This window comes from Vibrio astriarenae, from assembly GCF_010587385.1.
GTDB classification, from domain to species: domain Bacteria; phylum Pseudomonadota; class Gammaproteobacteria; order Enterobacterales; family Vibrionaceae; genus Vibrio; species Vibrio astriarenae.
The window spans coordinates 807,591-825,191 of sequence record NZ_CP047476.1 but is presented as its reverse complement, the minus strand read 5'-3'; the positions used below and the strand labels follow the sequence as shown (position 1 = coordinate 825,191).

Sequence of the window (17,601 nt, the reverse complement as noted above, 5' to 3'; positions counted from 1 at the left end):
AGAGAGGCGGAATCTTATATTAGTTCCATTTATAATGTCGCCTGTGTTAATCAAAAAAATATATGGTTTGGTATTGTCTAACGTCAATACCAAACTTCAGCTCAATTTACTATGGTTACCTTCTGTTCAATTATACCCAAGGATGCTTTAATGGAAAGATTAAAGGTAAGAGAGAAAATAGCATATGGTGCAGGGGATGCAGGTTGTGCATTTGTATGGCAAACCGTTATGCTCTTTTTGGCTTTTTTTTACACTGATGTATTCGGTTTGTCCCCAGCCCATATGGGGACGATGTTTTTAATTGTTAGAATTCTTGACGCGATAACAGATCCTCTTATTGGTTCTCTCGCAGATAGGACAAAGTCAAAGTTTGGCCGGTATCGCCCATACTTATTGTGGGTTGCTATACCTTTTGGTATTTCATGTATTTTAGTTTTCTATACGCCAGATTTTGGAGAAACAGGAAAACTAATATATGCATACAGTTCATATATATTCCTTACTTTGATGTATACAATGATCAATGTCCCTTACTGCGCGATGGCAAATACGCTTTCTAGTGACTCAAACGAAAGAACGAGTTTGCAGTCATATCGATTCACCATGACTTCCGTTGCTGGCTTAGTGATTGTTGTCCTTGCTATGAAGCTTGTAGATTACATCGGTGGTGGTGACTTGCGTTTAGGGTATATCGGTGCAATGTCGGTAATGTCTAGCCTCTCTGTTGTTTTATTCCTGTTTTGTTTCTTCAATGTTAAAGAAAAGCATGATGTTAGACAAACCAAAAGTGGCAATTTAAAAGATGATCTCAAACACCTGTCAAAAAACCCTGCATGGAGAGTTCTATTTATTCAGAATATCATCATGTTGGTTGGTTTTGTACTCAAAGATGCAGTCATTATATATTACGTCGTGAGCTTTTTAGAGAGACCCGATTTAGTGACTCTATTTATGGTTTTGGGTAAATTAGCCGGTGTTTTAGGCGCTATGTGTGCGATACCTTTATTTGGGAAGCTAGATAAAGTTAAATCTTATCAGGTTATTAACTATCTTATGGGTATGTTTGCAGTATTGATGTTCTTCATACCACATAATCAAATTAATTTACTCATTGCTTTGATGATCATTGTTAACTTTTTGAAAATGGCAGCAAGTCCGTTCCTATGGAGTATGATGTCTGACGTGGTAGATTATGAAAAACATCTGTCAGGGCGATCTCTAGGTGGCGTTGTGTTTTCTACCAATTTGTTTTCCATAAAATTTGGTGTTGCACTAGGTGGGGCCATGCTGGGTTGGTTGTTAGCCTTCGGTGGGTATGTAGGTGGTGCAGAGGTTCAGTCTAGTAGTGCTCTAACAATGATTAACGCGTTATATACCCTAATTCCTGGTGTTATTTTTATCACTGTGGCGGCTATGGTCAATTTCTACCCATTGACTGAGAAGCGAGTTAAAGAAGTAAAAGAGAGTCTAAATTGACACCCAAGCTATCGGTATATAAAGGTGTCATACTCAACAAATTTTATGTATTGATATAATCCGATTTTCCACGTTAACTGGCAACAGCCCATTATTGAGTTAGTGCGGCCGTTGCCGATTGTAGTAGCCTATCAACAATTAGTAGAAACCCTCCTCACCAAAGTTGAGTTCAAATCTCAATGTTAGCCACTAGAACAAGTAAACAAATCGACCTATACAATGTACAACTTCTATCAAATTCGAAGTTTTCCAGTAACCCAGTGAGCTCATTGTATGCTCTTAAAAACGAGTTTGCTTAAGTTAGAACTCAAGAATTTTTGCGCTGACATGAGAGTGGTTGTTTCTAAACTCTAAAGGCGTTAGCTCACACTGCTTTTTAAATTGACGAATGAAGTAGCTGGTATTGTTAAAACCAACACTTCGAGCAATGTCACTGATAGGTTTGTTGTTGTTGGCGAGTAATTGCTTCGATTTTGAGATTCTCTGCTTATTGAGGTAGTGGTTAAAGCCAACCTGAAGGTGGTCCTTAAACAAACGGCTAAAATAGAATGGGCTTAAATCAACATGGTGAGCCACGCAATCTAAAGTGAGCGGTGCTGACAAGTTTCTTTCGATAAATTCAATGGATTGCTCGATACGCAATTGATTTTTTGATGACGGGCGAGCAATAGAGACTTCGCTGTTAGTGAGTTCAGGATCGGTGATAAGTTTGCTTGGAAGATAATTATCAATCAACGCTTTTAAAATACTGGATGACGACTGCATCTTTTGTAAGCGTACGCTTGGCAGGTCATCGTACATACGCTGGATTTCGTTGTTGTGGTGCCTATCGTATTTGTGTTGGGTAATAAGCGGAATTTGCTGTGTGTCAGTGATTTTTGCCTGTCCACATTGAACAAAACCAAGTAGGTTACCTCCAACAATCAATGGAATTGAAAAGTCCACTAACCCCATGTGGCATCGATAGAATGTGGTTTCTTTTTGTTGCAGCGCGGTGAGTCCTCCGACTCGATCGCATCGTTTGCAAATCTCAAACAGTGCATCTTTTGTTCTTACATGTTTGCATAAAGGCGTAAAATTGAACCGTGGTGATATCTCATTACCATCAAGATCGACGACAAGCACTGCAAACCCAGTTGCCATAGCAAAGTCATAAGCGATCTCTTTGATTGCATCACTCGATATCATCTTGTTCTCCTTAGCACCTGTTAGTTTGGAGCGGTGATAGACCAGAAATACTCTAGCATTTGGACTCATTTAAATGTTTGACTTGTGACTCATCTTCAAGTCGTTATGCCAAAATTTTTTAACTCATAGTCCATGCTATAAAACTATATTGCTTTTCTGTAGCAATAGCTTTTTATTTTTAAGATTAAAATATTAACAATTGTTTCGTGATTGAATTTTAAATTTGATCTGTTTAACAAAGTTCGGATTTTTAAATGTTTCAATATTGGCAATATATTGCTATCAAAACCCCAGTGCCGGAGAGTCTAGGTGCATTGTAAATACAAAATATTTGCTCATTAAAGATAGATTATTGTTGTTTATTTTATGTGGAGAGCAACATTGTTTGATTGGTAGGCGCTAATATAATCACCAACCAAGCGATAGGTCATGTCGGTTCTGATGTTAACGTGAAATAAATCTACTGATGATGATTTTATTATTTCATGGGTTCTAGAGCAAGCTTGGTTATTGATATAAAGCTGTTTATTAATTACTGAGACGAGGTGAATCTCATGCAACAAGAAGCGTTAGGAATGGTAGAAACACGTGGTTTGACAGCAGCAATTGAAGCAGCTGACACAATGGTCAAATCAGCGAACGTTCAATTAGTCGGATATGAAAAAATCGGGTCGGGTTTAATTACTGTGGTTGTACGTGGTGATGTTGGAGCAGTTAAAGCCGCAACAGATGCAGGTGCTTGCGCTGCGAGTAATGTTGGTGAAGTGATTGCTACTCACGTTATTCCTCGTCCGCATACTGATGTTGAAGCTGTTTTACCTGCTGCTCTTCCTGCAACCGTTGCTTAAGGAAGATGCGCTATGACGACAATTACGACAGTAGATCAAATTATCTCTGATGTGTTGGAGAAAGTTGGTGAACACGGGGAAACGGTGATGGTTCCGGTTGAGACAGCCAACGTTGTTCCCGATGTTGTTCCGGGTTATTCCCGAGGCAATAAAAAAAGTGCAATGACAGAGTTTGTTGGTACAGCGATTGGCGACACTATCGGACTGGTTATTGCTAATGTCGACAATCAGCTTTTAGACGTGATGGACCTCGATAAGAAGTATCGTTCAATCGGTATTTTAGGCGCTCGAACAGGCGCTGGCCCTCATATTTTAGCTGCAGATGAAGCCGTAAAAGCAACCAATACTGAAGTGGTAAAAATCGAGCTGGCTCGCGATACGAAGGGTGGGGCAGGTCACGGTTCATTGATTATCTTTGGTGGCTCTGATGTCTCTGATGTGAAGCGAGCGGTAGAGGTTGCACTAAGCCAGTTGGATAGAACATTTGGTGATGTTTATGCCAATGATGCTGGGCATATTGAACTTCAATACAGTGCTCGCGCCAGCTACGCGCTAGAGAAAGCGTTTGGTGCACCTTTAGGTCGTGCTTGCGGTGTTATCGTTGGTGCTCCAGCATCAATTGGTGTGTTGATGGCAGACAGTGCCTTGAAAGCGGCCAATGTTAACACCGTCGCGTACAGTTCACCTTCAAACGGCACAAGTTTCTCTAACGAAGCTATCTTGGTTATTTCTGGGGACTCTGGTGCGGTGCGACAGGCTGTTTCAACAGCTAGAGACACCGGTGTGAGTTTGCTTGAAACAATGGCAGGCCCAGCGCCATCAGCCACTAAACCCTATATCTAGGCCGCAGAAGGATAAAAACAATGAAACCTGTATCCCAAGGATTTAGTGAGCCTACCAATCGTGTAGAGTCACTACGAAATCAAATATTAGATGCGGTACCATGTATTGAAACCGCACGTGCAATGTCGATTACTGCTTCATACAAAGAAACGGAAGGTCAACCAGCGATCATTCGTCGTGCTAAGGCGTTCGAGCGTATCTTATTAGAGCTACCTGTTGTGATCCGTGATGGTGAGCTTGTGGTTGGTAGTGCAACGATCGAACCGCGTTCTTCGCAGATCTACCCTGAGTTTTCTAACACATGGATTGAAGATGAATTTGAACGTGTCGGACAGCGCAGTGGTGACTCGTTCCAAATTTCGGAGCAGTCTAAACAGCAACTTCGTGAGGTTTTCCCATACTGGCAGGGAAAAACAACCAGTGAATTAGCAACTTCTTATATGTCTAATGAAACTCAGGCATGTATGGATGCGGGTGTATTCACGGTTGGTAACTATTACATGAATGGTGTTGGTCATATTTCAGTCGATTATGCCAAAGTACTGAAAGTTGGCTATCAAGGCATCATCAAAGAAGTTGCGGAACATATGATAGCGGCGGACAAAACCGACCCTAACTACATCAAGCAAGAGCAGTTCTACAAAGGGGTGATTATCTCTTGTAATGCTGCTATTCAGTTTGCTCACCGTTATGCGGTTAAAGCCGAAGAGTTGGCGCAATCAGCGATTGGTACTCGTAAAGCTGAACTGTTAAAAATTGCTGAAACTTGCCGTCGCGTGCCAGAGCAGGGTGCCAGTAACTTCTACGAAGCATGTCAGTCATTCTGGTTTGTTCATCTAATGATTGGTTTGGAGTCAAATGGTCACTCGATTTCACCAACTCGTTTCGACCAATACATGAACCCGTACTTTGAGATGGATAAGCAGATTTCGTCAGAGGATGCACAGGAGCTTATCGACTGCATCTGGGTGAAGTTGAATGATATCAACAAAGTGCGTGATGAGGTATCAACCAATGCCTTTGGTGGGTATCCAATGTTCCAAAACCTTATAGTGGGTGGTCAGGATAGCAAGGGTGAAGATGCGACCAATACCTTGTCATACATGTGTATGGAAGCCACAGCACACGTTCGTTTACCTCAGCCTTCGTTCTCTGTCCGTGTTTGGTCAAAAACGCCAGACCAGTTCTTACTTAAGGCATGTGAGCTGAGCCGCTTGGGACTTGGTGTTCCGGCGTTCTATAACGATGAAGTGATTGTTACAGCACTAGTCAACCGTGGCCTAACATTACAAGATGCACGCCAGTATGGGATTATTGGTTGTGTTGAGCCTCAATGCCCGGGCAAAACCGAAGGATGGCATGACTCAGCTTTCTTTAATCTAGGGAAACTGCTGGAAATTTCACTTAATGGTGGTCAGGTTGCTGGTCAACAATTAGGCCCAGTAACACCTCAATTGACAGAGTTTACGTCTTTTGATGAGGTGATGGAAGCATACCGCAAGCAAGCAGAGTACTTTGTATTCCACTTAATCACAGCGGATAACTGTGTGGACATTGCACATGCTGAGCGCGCGCCATTGCCGTTCCTGTCATGTATGGTTGATGACTGCATAGGTGATGGTAAGTCACTGCAAGAAGGTGGTGCGCACTACAACTTTAGTGGACCGCAAGGAGTGGGTGCTGCGAACGTTGGCGATTCAATGGCCGCTATCAAGAAACTCGTTTTTGACGAGGGTAAGCTTTCTTTAGCGCAATTGAAACAGGCACTTGATAGTAACTTTGAAGGTGACAGCCTAGCAGCGCCGTCGGCTAATGACGACCCAGCATACGATATGGTTATGGATGCGGTTAAGAAAGTCCTCGCTGAGACCACAACGGCTTCGCTCATCAACAAGGATGCGATTAAGCGCGATGTTGTCGCGTTGACGCAAAACAGAAACTCAACCTCTGTACGCCAAATGCTGATTGATGCGCCTAAATTTGGTAATGACATCGATGAAGTGGACTTGCTCACACGTGAGGGTTCAGCTATCTACTGTCGAGAGGTTGAAAAATACACCAACCCTCGTGGAGGTTCGTTCCAGGCGGGTCTCTATCCTGCCTCTATTAACGTGCTTATGGGTACAGCTGTCGGTGCGACACCGGATGGACGTATGGCGGGTGAGCCATTGGCTGATGGTGTTTCGCCAAGCCGTGGCATGGACCGCAGTGGTCCGACCGCAGCGACGAACTCTGTTGCAAAATTGGATCACTTCCTCGCGTCAAACGGTACTTTATACAATCAGAAGTTCCACCCTTCCGCACTACAAGGCGAATCTGGTTTAAGTAACATGGGCGCACTTATCCGAAGTTACTTTGATCATAAGGGCATGCACGTACAGTTTAACGTGGTCAATCGAGACACCTTAGTCAAAGCTCAGGAAGAACCAGAGAACTACCGCGATCTCGTGATTCGAATCGCTGGTTACAGTGCTCAGTTCATCTCTTTGGATAAGAGTATCCAAGACGACATTATTGAGCGTACAGAACATATGTTTTAAACCCTCAATACTCCACATACAGGCTGAATTCTTCGAATTATACCTGTATGTGGAGGCGTCCAAAGTCAAGTTGTAGAAGGTTATCCTATGTTAGCTAGTCACACTCAAGGTACTGTATTTAATATCCAAAAGTTTTCGTTACACGATGGTCCAGGAATAAGAACGATCGTATTTCTGAAAGGGTGTTATTTATCTTGTAAGTGGTGCAGTAACCCAGAGTCACAAAAATTTAAGCCATCGGTTTTTTTTGAAAAAGAAAAGTGTATCGGTTGTGGTAAATGCGCGGCATCTTGTCCGCAACAAGCGATTAGCTTGGAAACTCGCAGTCGTATCGATCACCAAAAATGTGTTGGTTGTGGCACATGCACAGAGATTTGTCCAACAGGAGCGTTAACGCTGTCGGGTAAAACAATGACAGTGAAAGAAGTGCTTGATGAGGTGTGCAAAGATGAAGTTCATTATCGTCGTTCCAATGGTGGGCTGACGCTTTCTGGAGGAGAACCATTAGCTCAGCCAGATTTTGTCGAAGCTCTACTTAAAGAGGCAAAAAGTCGTGGCCTTCACACCGCAATGGAAACAACAGGTATTGCGAGTAATGAAGTCTTGAATCGGATTATCCCTTTATTGGATGTGGTACTTCTTGATATTAAAACCTTTTATCGAAATCAGCACGAAAAATACACAGGCTTACCAAATGATGTTGTTCTTGCAAATGCTTTAACTATCTCCAAATTAGCTAAACAAGTTTCGGTAAGAGTTCCGCTTATTCCAAACTTTAATAGTGACGAGCAAAGTATTAAAGCAATCGCAATGTTTGCAACTCATATGGATAACGTAGCAAGGCTACACTTGCTTCCATATCATAACTTTGGGCAAAGCAAATATAATTTATTAGGTGTTGATTATTATTGTGATGGATTTAAAACCCCACCAAACAAAGAAGTAGATAGATATAAAAAGATTGTTGAATCAGTTGGTATCGAGTGTGTCATTGGTGGGTAAATAAAGGAAACGAATATGAATCTACTTAAAGATAAAACACTATTTCACCAATGTGTCTCTGAGTTCTTGGGACTTGGTATCGTCATTTTCTTTGGCGTCAGTTGCTTAGCGGCGTCGGTGCTCGCTGGTATGAACTTCAGCCTTTGGGAAATCTGTATTGTATGGGGTGTCGCTTTTGCGCTCGGGATATACCTAAGTGCCGGTGTTTCCGGCGCACATCTTAACCCCGCCGTTACGATTGCACTTTGGCGCTTTGCCAATTTTGATAAAAACAAGGTTTTGCCCTATATCGCAGCCCAAACAGCAGGAGCATTTGCGGGCGCAGGATTGGCTTTCCTCATCTATCACAATTTATTCGATGTTTATGAAATGGCAAATGGAATCACTCGAGGCAGTGAAGCGAGTTTAGGGCTGGCAAGTCTTTTCAGTACCTATCCTCATGCAGATATTAGTATCTTCCAAGCTGCCATTGTTGAGTTTGTGATTACTGCGATATTGATGCTGCTGATTATGGCTCTCACCGATGATGGAAATGGTTTACCTCGAGGGCCTCTAGCGCCGCTACTCATTGGCTTACTCGTTGCGGTTATTGGAGCAGCAACTGCGCCGTTGACTGGGTTTGCTATGAACCCGGCACGTGACTTTGGTCCGAAGGTATTTACCGCCATGAGTGGTTGGGGGGAGATTGCCTTCACGGGCGGTCACGCAATTCCATATTTCATCATCCCTATTGCAGCGCCAATCCTTGGTGCCTGTGCTGGCGCGGCGTTGTATTCCTGTAAACCTGCTGAAAAAGCAGACGATGATCCTGTATCAGAAAATGAAAGAGTAGATACAGCATAACAGAGCACGAAGTTGGGTAGGCAATATCCCTACCCAACCTGTATTGCTCGATGGAAAATAAATAAGTAATAGGTAAACACAATGAAAAACTCATTTGGAATGGTTGAAGTAGCGGGCCTTGCATTGGCGGTTACAGTTGCGGATGTGATGGCTAAGTCTGCCAATATTGAAATTCTGGGGCTGGAAAGAACGAATGGGTCTGGCTGGATTTTGATAAAAATCTCGGGTGATGTTGGCTCAGTGACAGCAGCAGTAGAATCAGGTGCCGCTTTAGCGCAGCAGCAACAAGGTTTGGTGAGCCATAAGGTGATTGCTCGCCCAGCAGACGGGTTAAGTTCGCTTTGGAATCCATTGAAAGTTTATGAGGCTCTCACTGCTCCTGAGAGCACTAAAAAACCGAATCGTTCAACCGCGAAGCCTAAAACCTCAGCGGCACAAAACAGTACTTCAGCAAAACCTCAAGCATCTAAACCAACAGCGACGACCAAGTCTAGACCGAAGAGAGCCACGAGCTCTTCATCAGCATCGGTAGCCGCTGTCGAAGATAAAGAAGGGAGTAAAGCATGAGCACGATTGATGTTGAGCTGATTACTTCGCAGGTTGTAGAGAGCCTGCGCCATCGAGATATTCCGATTGGCATCTCTAACCGCCATGTTCATTTGTCTCAGTCTGACTTTGCTCAACTATTTCCCGGTGAACAGATTGGTGTCGCCAAGTCTTTGGTACAGCCAGGACACTTTGCTGCGACTCAAACTGTGACCTTGAAAGGGCCGAAAGGTCAAATTGAAAAGGTACGTATTCTTGGACCACTGCGCTCTTATAGCCAGGTAGAAGTTTCAGCCACTCAAGCGAGAGAGTTAGGGGTTAGCGCGCCTGTTCGAATGTCTGGCGACTTGGAGGGTTCACCGGGGATTGAAATCATTAGTAAGTTTGGGGCGATAAATCTCAGCAAAGGCGTAATTATCGCTAAGCGCCATATTCACATGAACACTCTTGATGCTTTGCTTTTTGGTTTAGAAGATTTACAAACGGTGGATGTGATGGCTGGTGAGCCAGAGAGAGCCGTATTGTTTAAAGACGTTATTGTTCGAGTCGATCCTTCATTAGTGCTCGAAATGCACTTAGATACAGATGAAGCGAACGCTGCAGGATTGAAAGGTTCAGATGACTGCGGAAAGATTGTATTTAATAAGCCGAAGTAACGCCTATGTCTAAAACGTTATCACAACAGCAACGGGCTGTCGCTCTGCACCACAGTGACCTAGAACTCGGACTGTCTGGAGTAATTAGTCGTGCGCCGCAATGTGGTGTTGAAGAAATACAGATCGTATTACCTGATCTGCCGTTTCTAAAATCATTGTGTGAATTTGATAGTACACATAAAGCAGTGAATACCGTACTTGAGGCATGGTCCATCGGGCTCAAAACTGTTTTGGTGGTGCATCAGCAATTGATTCCACTACTCAGTGCAGACCGCCTAGGGTTACTACCAACGACTATTCGTGACCATAAAGGAGTGGAGGTCTATTGGTGCGACAAGCCGTGGCTCAATTATCGTGATGTCGCGCTGTACTCTAACTGCTGGTTAGTAACCAGAAAAGATGTGCGACTCACTGATTTAGCCAATGAGCACCTACAAGAACATCAAGTGTCGCTGGCATGTCTAAGGAGGTGATATGTATTTAGCAAAAGTGATTGGTTCGACCGTCGTTCCTCAGAAAATTCCCGCACTTGTGGGTAAAAAATTAATGTTGGTTGAACCCATAACGACAGAAGGGGCTGTAGTCTCTGGTCTCCAAAAGGTGGTGGTCGATGCAGTAGGTGCTGGTGTAACGGATACCGTCATTGTTTCTCAAGGCACTTCGGCACGAATCTATTTTAATGAACCAAATGATGGCATCGATGAAGCGATTGTAGGCATTGTCGATAGCATAAATTGCGATTGAGAGCGCCAAAGTATAACTGCTTGCTTAAACATAATTAATCAAGTCCACAGAGAGTTATAGATGGCCTTATTGGTATGAATACAAGGAAACTGAGTGGGATATGAATAATCAAGAGATCGACCTGTTAGTAAAAGACATATTAGCGCAAAGCGCACAGACATCTAAACAAACGTCATCAGATCCGATTTGCGGTGCCCGCTTTGAAGATATCAATGCTGCTGTCGCTGCTGCGAAACAAGCATTTGGTGAGTTAAACACAGGGCCAATGTCGGTGCGCCAAAAAATTGTTAGTACGCTTCGTAAGGTGCTTGCTGATGACATTCCAGAGCTTGCTGAACGTGCATGGCGCGAAACTGGAATGGGCAATGTCGCTGACAAAATTCAAAAAAACACCATCGCACTTTTTAATACTCCCGGAACAGAGGATTTAGCGACAACAGCCATGACGGGTGATGGAGGCATGACCCTGTTTGAGTATTCACCTTATGGCGTTATTGGTGCCATTGCACCGAGCACCAATCCAACAGAAACCATTATTAATAATGCGATTGGAATGATCGCTGCGGGCAATGCGGTCGTTTTTAGTGCTCACCCTGGAGCTAAAGAGGTGTCAACTTGGTTGATCAATAAGGTTGAGCAAGCGATTTACGATTGTTGTGGTATCCGTAACTTAGTCGTCAGTGTAGCAAAACCTAGCTTTGACGCTACCAAAGCAATGATGACTCATGCTGATGTACCGCTTTTGGTGGTAACTGGCGGTCCAGGTATTGTCAATATGGCAATGAAAACTGGCAAAAAGGTGATCGGAGCTGGGGCCGGTAACCCTCCAGTGATTGTCGATGAAACCGCAGATATCAATAAAGCATCACAAGATATTATTCGTGGTGCATCATTTGATTTCAATTTGCCGTGTATTGCTGAAAAAGCGGTGGTGGTCGTCGAGTCAGTCGCAAGTCAATTGTTAAACGCCTTTGCTAGTCATGGGGCGTGTTGGGTGAAAGATAAAGCGGACATTGATCGCCTACGACAGGTAGCGATTGGAGAGAATAGTGAGGCCAATAAAGCGTTAGTTGGGCAGAGCCCTTCCACCATCTTGGAGGCTGCTGGTGTTCAGTTTAACGGAACTCCCAAACTTGTCGTTGTTGCTGTGGAAGCGAATGATCCGCTAATGATGGTTGAGCAGTTAATGCCACTTCTTCCTGTCGCGACAGCGGTAAACTTTGAACAAGCATTACAAATTGCCCTTAAAGTAGAAGGGGGTAATTTACATACCGCTGTCATGCACTCTAAGAATATCGACCATCTAAACCGGGCCGCACGCGCAATGCGTACCAGTATTTTTGTTAAAAATGCTCCGTCTTATGCAGGAATTGGTGCAGGAGACGAAGGATTTACCACCTTTACTATCGCTACACCTACCGGAGAAGGCACGACGTCTGCTCGTTCGTTTGCTCGTCTTCGTCGCTGTGTGCTCAGCGAAGCATTCAATATTCGATAAGAGGTCGCTATGCGTAAATTTTCGATACCCACCACGATTTACAGTGGCAATGCGAGCATTGATGAACTGAGTAGTATAGTTCAAAGCCGTATACTCATTATTTGCGACCAATTTCTTGCAGGTAGCGAAGCATTAAAACGCATAGTTGATCAATTGAGTTTAGAGAATCAGGTTGATTTATATAGTGATGTGACCCCAGACCCAAGTACAGATGATGTCGCTAAAGGGGTGGAAGCATTAGCAAATTTTTCTCCAGATGTTCTCATCGCTTACGGTGGTGGATCTGCTCTAGATTTGAGTAAAGCAGTGCGTTTTTGCGCTCGCGAACACGGTATCGAAGTGGCGCACTTTATTGCTGTACCGACCACCAGTGGTACGGGTTCTGAAGTAACACAAATCAGTGTGATATTGGTCAGTGAGCATCGAGTCAAAGTGCCTTTAGTTGATGATGCTTTACTACCCGATGTAGCAATTCTAGATCCGATGCAGACGGTTACTGTCCCTCCCACAGTGACGGCCAATACAGGGATAGATGTGTTAACGCATGCTATTGAAGCAATGGTTTCGGTTGACAGTGACGACTTTAGCAATGCTTTGGCGGAAAAAGCGATTACATTAGTATTTAAGTACTTAAAGCCCGCCTATGAAGACGGTAATAACCTGAAGGCACGGCAAAAACTGCTTAACGCATCATGCCTTGCTGGCTTAGCGTTTAACCATGCTGGTTTAGGCCTAACTCATGCAATAGCACACCAATTGGGCGCATCTTTACATATTCCTCATGGACTAGCGAACGCGCTATTACTGACTGAAGTGATGGAGTACAACTGTCGCTGCAAGCGAAGTGAAGAGACTTACGCTGTCATTGCACGCTGTTTGGGTTTTGTTCCACGTCATACGGATTGCCGTACTGGAGCTAAAGCGTTAATTAAAGAAACGGCAGCATTAATTGCATCTGTGGGGATTTCAGCGACGAGTGCGAGGTTGCAGCTTAACCATAAACATGATCATAACTTAATTGACGTAATGGCTCAGCAAGCACTAGGAGATATTACGATAAAAACCAATCCTGTAAAGCCTAGCATTGATGAGATTTCACAGATATTGCAGGCCATATAATGCAGTCGGTCAGGAGGTAAAAATGTTAGATAACCGCTTACAAACTCAACTGCCTGGTAGCTCACAAGAGCGCATTGTCCAAGAGCATGTGCCCGGAAAGGAAGTCACGTTGATCCACATTATTGCGAATCCAGGGACTGAGGTTGTTAGCCGTCTTAATTACAGTTCAGAAGGTAATGCCATAGGCTTGATGACAATTTCACCCGGTGAAGCGGCCATTATTGCTGCGGACCTTGCTACGAAATCGGGTTCGGTGTTGCTTCAACAGATCGATACGGGTAATGGTTCGGTTGTGCTTAAGGGCGACGTCTCGTCGGTTGAGTATGCCTTAGGGTATGTGAGAGAGGTCCTGATGGATGTAATGAAATTTGCTGTTTGCCCAATAACCAGAACTTAACGCCTTTTGACAAAAACAAACGCACAGGTAAGTGCAACGAACCAAAATAGAAAGTAACGCAAGGGAGTATCATGAACAAGTTTGTTCTATCTATAAATGCGGGAAGCTCATCGCTTAAGTTTCAGCTCATTTTGATGCCTGACGAAAGCTGCATTATGTCTGGCCTTTTCGAAGGTAAACGAACCGCATTAACAAAATTCAAAGTGAACACAAAGCAGAATCATAAATTTGAAGTGAATGGTGGTTGGGATTTTTCTGCTGCGGTCGACTTTCTAATGCAGTATTTGAAAGAGGAAAAAATCATTCAAAGTGTGGATGAAATATACTGTGTGGGTCATCGAGTGGCACACGGGGGTGAAGAGTATTCCCAACCAGTGATGATCACTGAACAGGTAAAAAACTCGATTCTGTCCTTATCCAAGCTCGCCCCGATTCATAACCCGATCAATTTACTGTGTATTGAAGCCTTTGAAGATCGATTGCCTGGCGTACCCCAAGTTGCGGTCTTTGATACAGCCTTTCACCAAACACTACCGCAGGAGCAATACCTTTATCCATTGCCATACACACTCTATGAGGAGTACGGGATACGTAAGTTTGGCTTTCACGGCACGAGCCATCAATATGTGAATAGTGTCGTCGAAAAGCAATGCTCTCCAATTGAAAGCAAACGAATTATTTCTTGTCATTTGGGATCTGGCGCCAGCATTTGCGCGATTGAAGATGGAAAATCTGTTGCAACAACGATGGGTTACACCCCATTGGCAGGCTTGATGATGGGCACACGGTGTGGTGACATTGATCCTTCACTGCCACTTTATCTGGCTCAGAATACACCTATGAGCATTAATGATGTGTCCAATATGATGAACAACGCTTCAGGTCTTTTGGGGGTATCTGAACTTTCAGATGATTGTCGTGTTCTTCAAAGAGCAAGTGAACAGGGAGATGAGCGTGCAGCACTTGCATTGCGGATGTTTGCGAACAAGGTGAAAGAAACCATAGGGCGTTATTGCTCAGTATTAGATGGATTGGACACACTGGTGTTCACGGGAGGAATCGGTGAGAACTCAGCCTATATTCGTCAACAAGTTCTGGACTCTCTTAGTTATCTCGGAATTAGATATTGTGAAGCAAGTAATGAACAGAATCATAGCGTGTTAAGTCAACCAGATTCTCAAATAAAAGTACTCATTGTGAATACTGATGAGGAGTTAATGATTGCGAGAGAAACCGTTAGGGTGCTTTCCCATCAAAGCGAACCAAATAATTCTAATTAATCGTCATTGTATGAATTTTAATATCTAAACGAAAACAAATGGAGGCAGTCATGGCTTTTACCTTAGCGTTCCCCAAAATTAATATTTCCGGTGAAAATGCAATTACTGAGTTAGTGGCAAGAATTGCTGCTGATGATACATCCGGACATGGGTTGATTGTTGCTGATGCAGCCCTAGAGAAACTTGGATTGTTGGCACCCTTGTGTGAAGCACTGGATCAAAATGGGCTGGCGTATACCTGTTTCACAGACACTATTCCAAACCCTACGGTTGCTGTCGTCGATAGAGCATATGACCTATACGTGAAGTCAGGTGCAAATTACTTGATTGGTTTTGGTGGGGGTAGTGCCATAGATACAGCGAAAGCGGTGAAGATTTTGTCTGCAAATCCTCAACCGATCACTGCGTATACCGGTATTGGAATGGTGAAAAAAACAGGCGTGCCGTTATACGCCATTAACACGACTGCCGGAACCGCAGCAGAAGTCACCAGTAATGCGGTGATCACCGATGAAGAGAATAAAGTGAAGTGTGTGATTATCGATGCCAGTATCATCCCTGATATTTCGGTGAATGATCCTAGCATAATGCTTGGTTTACCTGCAGATGTGACGGCTGCAACGGGTATGGATGCTTTAACTCATGCGGTAGAAGCTTACGTATCTGTTGGGGCACATACCCTCACTAACCATTCGGCATATGAATCTGTGCGACTGATTTCGAGCTATCTACCTATGGCCGTAGAGGATGGTTCAAATGTAGAGGCCCGTGAAATGATGGCACTTGGGCAGTTTTTAGCGGGTATGGCTTTTAATAGTGCTGGGTTGGGTATGGTGCACGCGATGGCACACCCTGGTGGCGCGTATAAAGATCTTCCTCATGGTGTATGTAATGCCATATTGCTCCCTATTGTTTGTGAGTTTAACCGTCCTCATCGAGTTAAAGAGTTTGCTAAGTTAGCGGTTGCCTTAGGGTGTGATGTCAGCAGCATGGATGATGAGCAAGCCAGTAAAGCCGCTGTACAAGCGATTCGCGACTTGAGCAAAAGAGTAGGTATCCCTGAAGGTTTTGGTCAATTCGGCGTGACTGAGCAGGATGTTAAACAGTGGGTACCAAGTGCTATGGCAGATCCTTGTGCAGGCGGTAACCCTGTTGCCATGACAGAAGATGACGTAATGGCTCTGTATTTAGAGTCACTGTAGTCTCTGAAACTAAGAGAACAGGAAGCCGGTTTTATCGGCTTTCTGTCTATAAGCCAACGAAACGGGAGTGAACCAATGACCCCTTTTTTGCAACAGTTACAAGACGCTGGTGTTGTCGGAGCTGGTGGTGCTGGATTTCCGGTCTACATGAAGCTCAACTGTAGCGTCGATATTTTAATTGCGAATGGCGCGGAATGTGAGCCGTTGCTAAATAAAGACCAAATGCTGATGCAGCATGAAAGTGATGCCTTAATTAAGGGCATGGAAATAGCAATGGACTACATTGGCGCAACCCAGGGTATCATTGGTATCAAGAAAAAAAATCGACGAACTATAGAGACGTTAAAACCGCTCTTACCAAAATCTATCTCGATATTAGAGATGGAAGATACTTATCCTGCGGGAGATGAAGCAGAGCTCATCTATCGTGCCACTGGTATGCGGATACCAGCGGGTGGGCTACCGAAAGATATTGGTGTCGTGGTGAACAATGTTGAGTCAATTATCAATGTTTATTGGGCCAGTACTAATAAACCTGTGATAGAGACCATGGTGACGGTGCATGGTGAAGTTACCCAGCCTTATACCGCTAAGCTACCGATAGGAATGAGCTATGCAGATGCAATAGCAATAGCGGGTGGAGTAACTTGTGATGACTTCGTGATTGTTGAGGGCGGACCGATGATGGGGAGTGTCACGACTGACATCAATAAACCGCTAACGAAGATGTCGAGCGGGTTATTGGTATTAAAAGCTGACAGTAGAGTCGCTGAGATCAAGCAACGTACCGACGCCCAAGTCATCAAAATGGCCCGTTCTGCTTGCGATCAATGTGGACAATGCAGTGCACTTTGCCCGAGGGCTTTGCTGGGCTATCCCGTAGATCCACGTAAAACCATGAGAGTGGCTTTGGTCGCAGACTCTGAGCATGCACTTGCTGGGCAAGCGTGCTGCGGATGTAATCTTTGCACCATGTGGTCTTGTCCGGAAGGTGTTGATCCACAGCGAGTTTGCAGTCTTGCCAAACGCGGGCTTGCAGAGCAAAAGTTGTCCCGTACTGCAGAGCAATTACAGGCTCAAACCAAAGAGGTTCATCCTCTCAAACCCTATCGTGGAGTATCTACTTCTCGTCTGATGCGCCGACTTGAGGTGCTAGATTACTACGGCAGAACGGTCGAATATAAAGCCGATATCGTCATGCCTAAACACGTGGCGATTCCGCTACAGCAACATATAGGTCGGGCCGCGCAGGCCATCGTCTCCGTTGGGCAAAATGTTAACAAGGGGGATGTTGTAGCGCAGGCTTGTTCAGATAGTTTGAGTGTCGCTATGCATGCGAGTGTCAGTGGCAAGGTGGTAAAGGTTGACCATCAGGTTGTGATTGAGAGCCTTTGTTAAGGATAGAATCAAAAGGGAGTG

At 44.2% G+C, this 17,601-nt stretch carries 17 protein-coding genes; 16 read left to right on the top strand and 1 reads right to left on the bottom strand.

Translation table 11 applies throughout. The features are described from left to right. Positions 1 to 150 precede the first annotated feature (150 nt). On the top strand, positions 151 to 1,476 hold the full coding sequence (locus GT360_RS18045) for a glycoside-pentoside-hexuronide (GPH):cation symporter (RefSeq protein ID WP_164650346.1): 1,326 nt from the start codon (positions 151 to 153) through the stop codon (positions 1,474 to 1,476). A 300-nt stretch (positions 1,477 to 1,776) separates the two neighbouring features. Here GT360_RS18045 and GT360_RS18040 read toward each other — a convergent pair whose 3' ends face one another. Continuing rightward, positions 1,777 to 2,664, bottom strand: coding sequence for a PocR ligand-binding domain-containing protein (locus GT360_RS18040; RefSeq protein WP_164650345.1), 888 nt, complete (start codon positions 2,662 to 2,664; stop codon positions 1,777 to 1,779). 554 nt (positions 2,665 to 3,218) lie between these two features. On the opposite strand from GT360_RS18040, the gene pduA reads away from it, so the two are divergent. The 15 genes from pduA (at position 3,219) to GT360_RS17965 (ending at position 17,580) form a co-directional block, all read left to right on the top strand. Beyond that, a complete protein-coding gene (gene pduA / locus GT360_RS18035; protein WP_164650344.1) occupies positions 3,219 to 3,512 on the top strand; it encodes a propanediol utilization microcompartment protein PduA in 294 nt (97 codons plus the stop codon). A 12-nt stretch (positions 3,513 to 3,524) separates the two neighbouring features. Further along, positions 3,525 to 4,355: a propanediol utilization microcompartment protein PduB gene (gene pduB, locus GT360_RS18030; RefSeq protein ID WP_164650343.1), complete on the top strand. Its 831-nt coding sequence runs from the start codon at positions 3,525 to 3,527 to the stop codon at positions 4,353 to 4,355. A 20-nt stretch (positions 4,356 to 4,375) separates the two neighbouring features. Then, positions 4,376 to 6,895, top strand: coding sequence for a glycyl radical protein (locus tag GT360_RS18025; protein ID WP_164650342.1), 2,520 nt, complete (start codon positions 4,376 to 4,378; stop codon positions 6,893 to 6,895). Positions 6,896 to 6,982: 87 nt separating this feature from the next. Beyond that, a complete protein-coding gene (locus tag GT360_RS18020) occupies positions 6,983 to 7,897 on the top strand; it encodes a glycyl-radical enzyme activating protein (protein ID WP_164650341.1) in 915 nt (304 codons plus the stop codon). A gap of 15 nt (positions 7,898 to 7,912) precedes the next feature. Next, the gene (locus tag GT360_RS18015; protein ID WP_164650340.1) at positions 7,913 to 8,740 is read left to right on the top strand and encodes an MIP/aquaporin family protein; all 828 of its coding nucleotides are present in this window, start codon (positions 7,913 to 7,915) and stop codon (positions 8,738 to 8,740) included. An 81-nt stretch (positions 8,741 to 8,821) separates the two neighbouring features. After that, on the top strand, positions 8,822 to 9,307 hold the full coding sequence (locus GT360_RS22025; protein ID WP_164650339.1) for a BMC domain-containing protein: 486 nt from the start codon (positions 8,822 to 8,824) through the stop codon (positions 9,305 to 9,307). After that, on the top strand, positions 9,304 to 9,942 hold the full coding sequence (pduL, locus tag GT360_RS18005) for a phosphate propanoyltransferase (RefSeq protein WP_164650338.1): 639 nt from the start codon (positions 9,304 to 9,306) through the stop codon (positions 9,940 to 9,942). The genes GT360_RS22025 and pduL overlap by 4 nt, the downstream gene beginning before the upstream one ends. 5 nt (positions 9,943 to 9,947) lie before the next feature. Then, positions 9,948 to 10,415, top strand: a complete 468-nt coding sequence (pduM, locus tag GT360_RS18000) for a PduM family microcompartment protein (RefSeq protein WP_164650337.1) — start codon at positions 9,948 to 9,950, stop codon at positions 10,413 to 10,415. 1 nt (position 10,416) lies between these two features. Beyond that, positions 10,417 to 10,686 (top strand): EutN/CcmL family microcompartment protein, encoded by a 270-nt coding sequence (locus GT360_RS17995; protein WP_164650336.1) that lies wholly within the window; start codon positions 10,417 to 10,419, stop codon positions 10,684 to 10,686. A 100-nt stretch (positions 10,687 to 10,786) separates the two neighbouring features. Next, positions 10,787 to 12,184 (top strand): aldehyde dehydrogenase family protein, encoded by a 1,398-nt coding sequence (locus GT360_RS17990; protein WP_164650335.1) that lies wholly within the window; start codon positions 10,787 to 10,789, stop codon positions 12,182 to 12,184. Positions 12,185 to 12,193: 9 nt separating this feature from the next. After that, positions 12,194 to 13,303, top strand: a complete 1,110-nt coding sequence (locus GT360_RS17985) for an iron-containing alcohol dehydrogenase (RefSeq protein ID WP_164650334.1) — start codon at positions 12,194 to 12,196, stop codon at positions 13,301 to 13,303. 22 nt (positions 13,304 to 13,325) lie between these two features. Then, positions 13,326 to 13,700 (top strand): BMC domain-containing protein, encoded by a 375-nt coding sequence (locus GT360_RS17980; RefSeq protein WP_164650333.1) that lies wholly within the window; start codon positions 13,326 to 13,328, stop codon positions 13,698 to 13,700. 71 nt (positions 13,701 to 13,771) lie between these two features. After that, positions 13,772 to 14,980, top strand: a complete 1,209-nt coding sequence (locus GT360_RS17975; protein WP_164650332.1) for an acetate/propionate family kinase — start codon at positions 13,772 to 13,774, stop codon at positions 14,978 to 14,980. A 50-nt stretch (positions 14,981 to 15,030) separates the two neighbouring features. Continuing rightward, on the top strand, positions 15,031 to 16,182 hold the full coding sequence (locus GT360_RS17970; RefSeq protein ID WP_164650331.1) for an iron-containing alcohol dehydrogenase: 1,152 nt from the start codon (positions 15,031 to 15,033) through the stop codon (positions 16,180 to 16,182). A gap of 75 nt (positions 16,183 to 16,257) precedes the next feature. Beyond that, positions 16,258 to 17,580 (top strand): SLBB domain-containing protein, encoded by a 1,323-nt coding sequence (locus tag GT360_RS17965; RefSeq protein ID WP_164650330.1) that lies wholly within the window; start codon positions 16,258 to 16,260, stop codon positions 17,578 to 17,580. Positions 17,581 to 17,601: the final 21 nt, after the last annotated feature.

Excerpts from the sequence above, each read along its gene's own strand:
- pduB (WP_164650343.1), top strand. The coding sequence starts at position 3,525 with ATGACGACAATTACGACAGTAGATCAAATTATCTCTGATGTGTTGGAG.
- GT360_RS17970 (WP_164650331.1), top strand. The coding sequence starts at position 15,031 with ATGGCTTTTACCTTAGCGTTCCCCAAAATTAATATTTCCGGTGAAAAT.
- GT360_RS18020 (WP_164650341.1), top strand. The coding sequence starts at position 6,983 with ATGTTAGCTAGTCACACTCAAGGTACTGTATTTAATATCCAAAAGTTT.
- GT360_RS17965 (WP_164650330.1), top strand. The coding sequence starts at position 16,258 with ATGACCCCTTTTTTGCAACAGTTACAAGACGCTGGTGTTGTCGGAGCT.
- GT360_RS17975 (WP_164650332.1), top strand. The coding sequence starts at position 13,772 with ATGAACAAGTTTGTTCTATCTATAAATGCGGGAAGCTCATCGCTTAAG.
- GT360_RS18025 (WP_164650342.1), top strand. The coding sequence starts at position 4,376 with ATGAAACCTGTATCCCAAGGATTTAGTGAGCCTACCAATCGTGTAGAG.
- GT360_RS18015 (WP_164650340.1), top strand. The coding sequence starts at position 7,913 with ATGAATCTACTTAAAGATAAAACACTATTTCACCAATGTGTCTCTGAG.
- pduM (WP_164650337.1), top strand. The coding sequence starts at position 9,948 with ATGTCTAAAACGTTATCACAACAGCAACGGGCTGTCGCTCTGCACCAC.
- GT360_RS17980 (WP_164650333.1), top strand. The coding sequence starts at position 13,326 with ATGTTAGATAACCGCTTACAAACTCAACTGCCTGGTAGCTCACAAGAG.
- GT360_RS17990 (WP_164650335.1), top strand. The coding sequence starts at position 10,787 with ATGAATAATCAAGAGATCGACCTGTTAGTAAAAGACATATTAGCGCAA.
- GT360_RS18045 (WP_164650346.1), top strand. The coding sequence starts at position 151 with ATGGAAAGATTAAAGGTAAGAGAGAAAATAGCATATGGTGCAGGGGAT.
- GT360_RS18040 (WP_164650345.1), bottom strand. The coding sequence starts at position 2,664 with ATGATATCGAGTGATGCAATCAAAGAGATCGCTTATGACTTTGCTATG.
- pduA (WP_164650344.1), top strand. The coding sequence starts at position 3,219 with ATGCAACAAGAAGCGTTAGGAATGGTAGAAACACGTGGTTTGACAGCA.
- pduL (WP_164650338.1), top strand. The coding sequence starts at position 9,304 with ATGAGCACGATTGATGTTGAGCTGATTACTTCGCAGGTTGTAGAGAGC.
- GT360_RS17985 (WP_164650334.1), top strand. The coding sequence starts at position 12,194 with ATGCGTAAATTTTCGATACCCACCACGATTTACAGTGGCAATGCGAGC.
- GT360_RS22025 (WP_164650339.1), top strand. The coding sequence starts at position 8,822 with ATGAAAAACTCATTTGGAATGGTTGAAGTAGCGGGCCTTGCATTGGCG.
- GT360_RS17995 (WP_164650336.1), top strand. The coding sequence starts at position 10,417 with ATGTATTTAGCAAAAGTGATTGGTTCGACCGTCGTTCCTCAGAAAATT.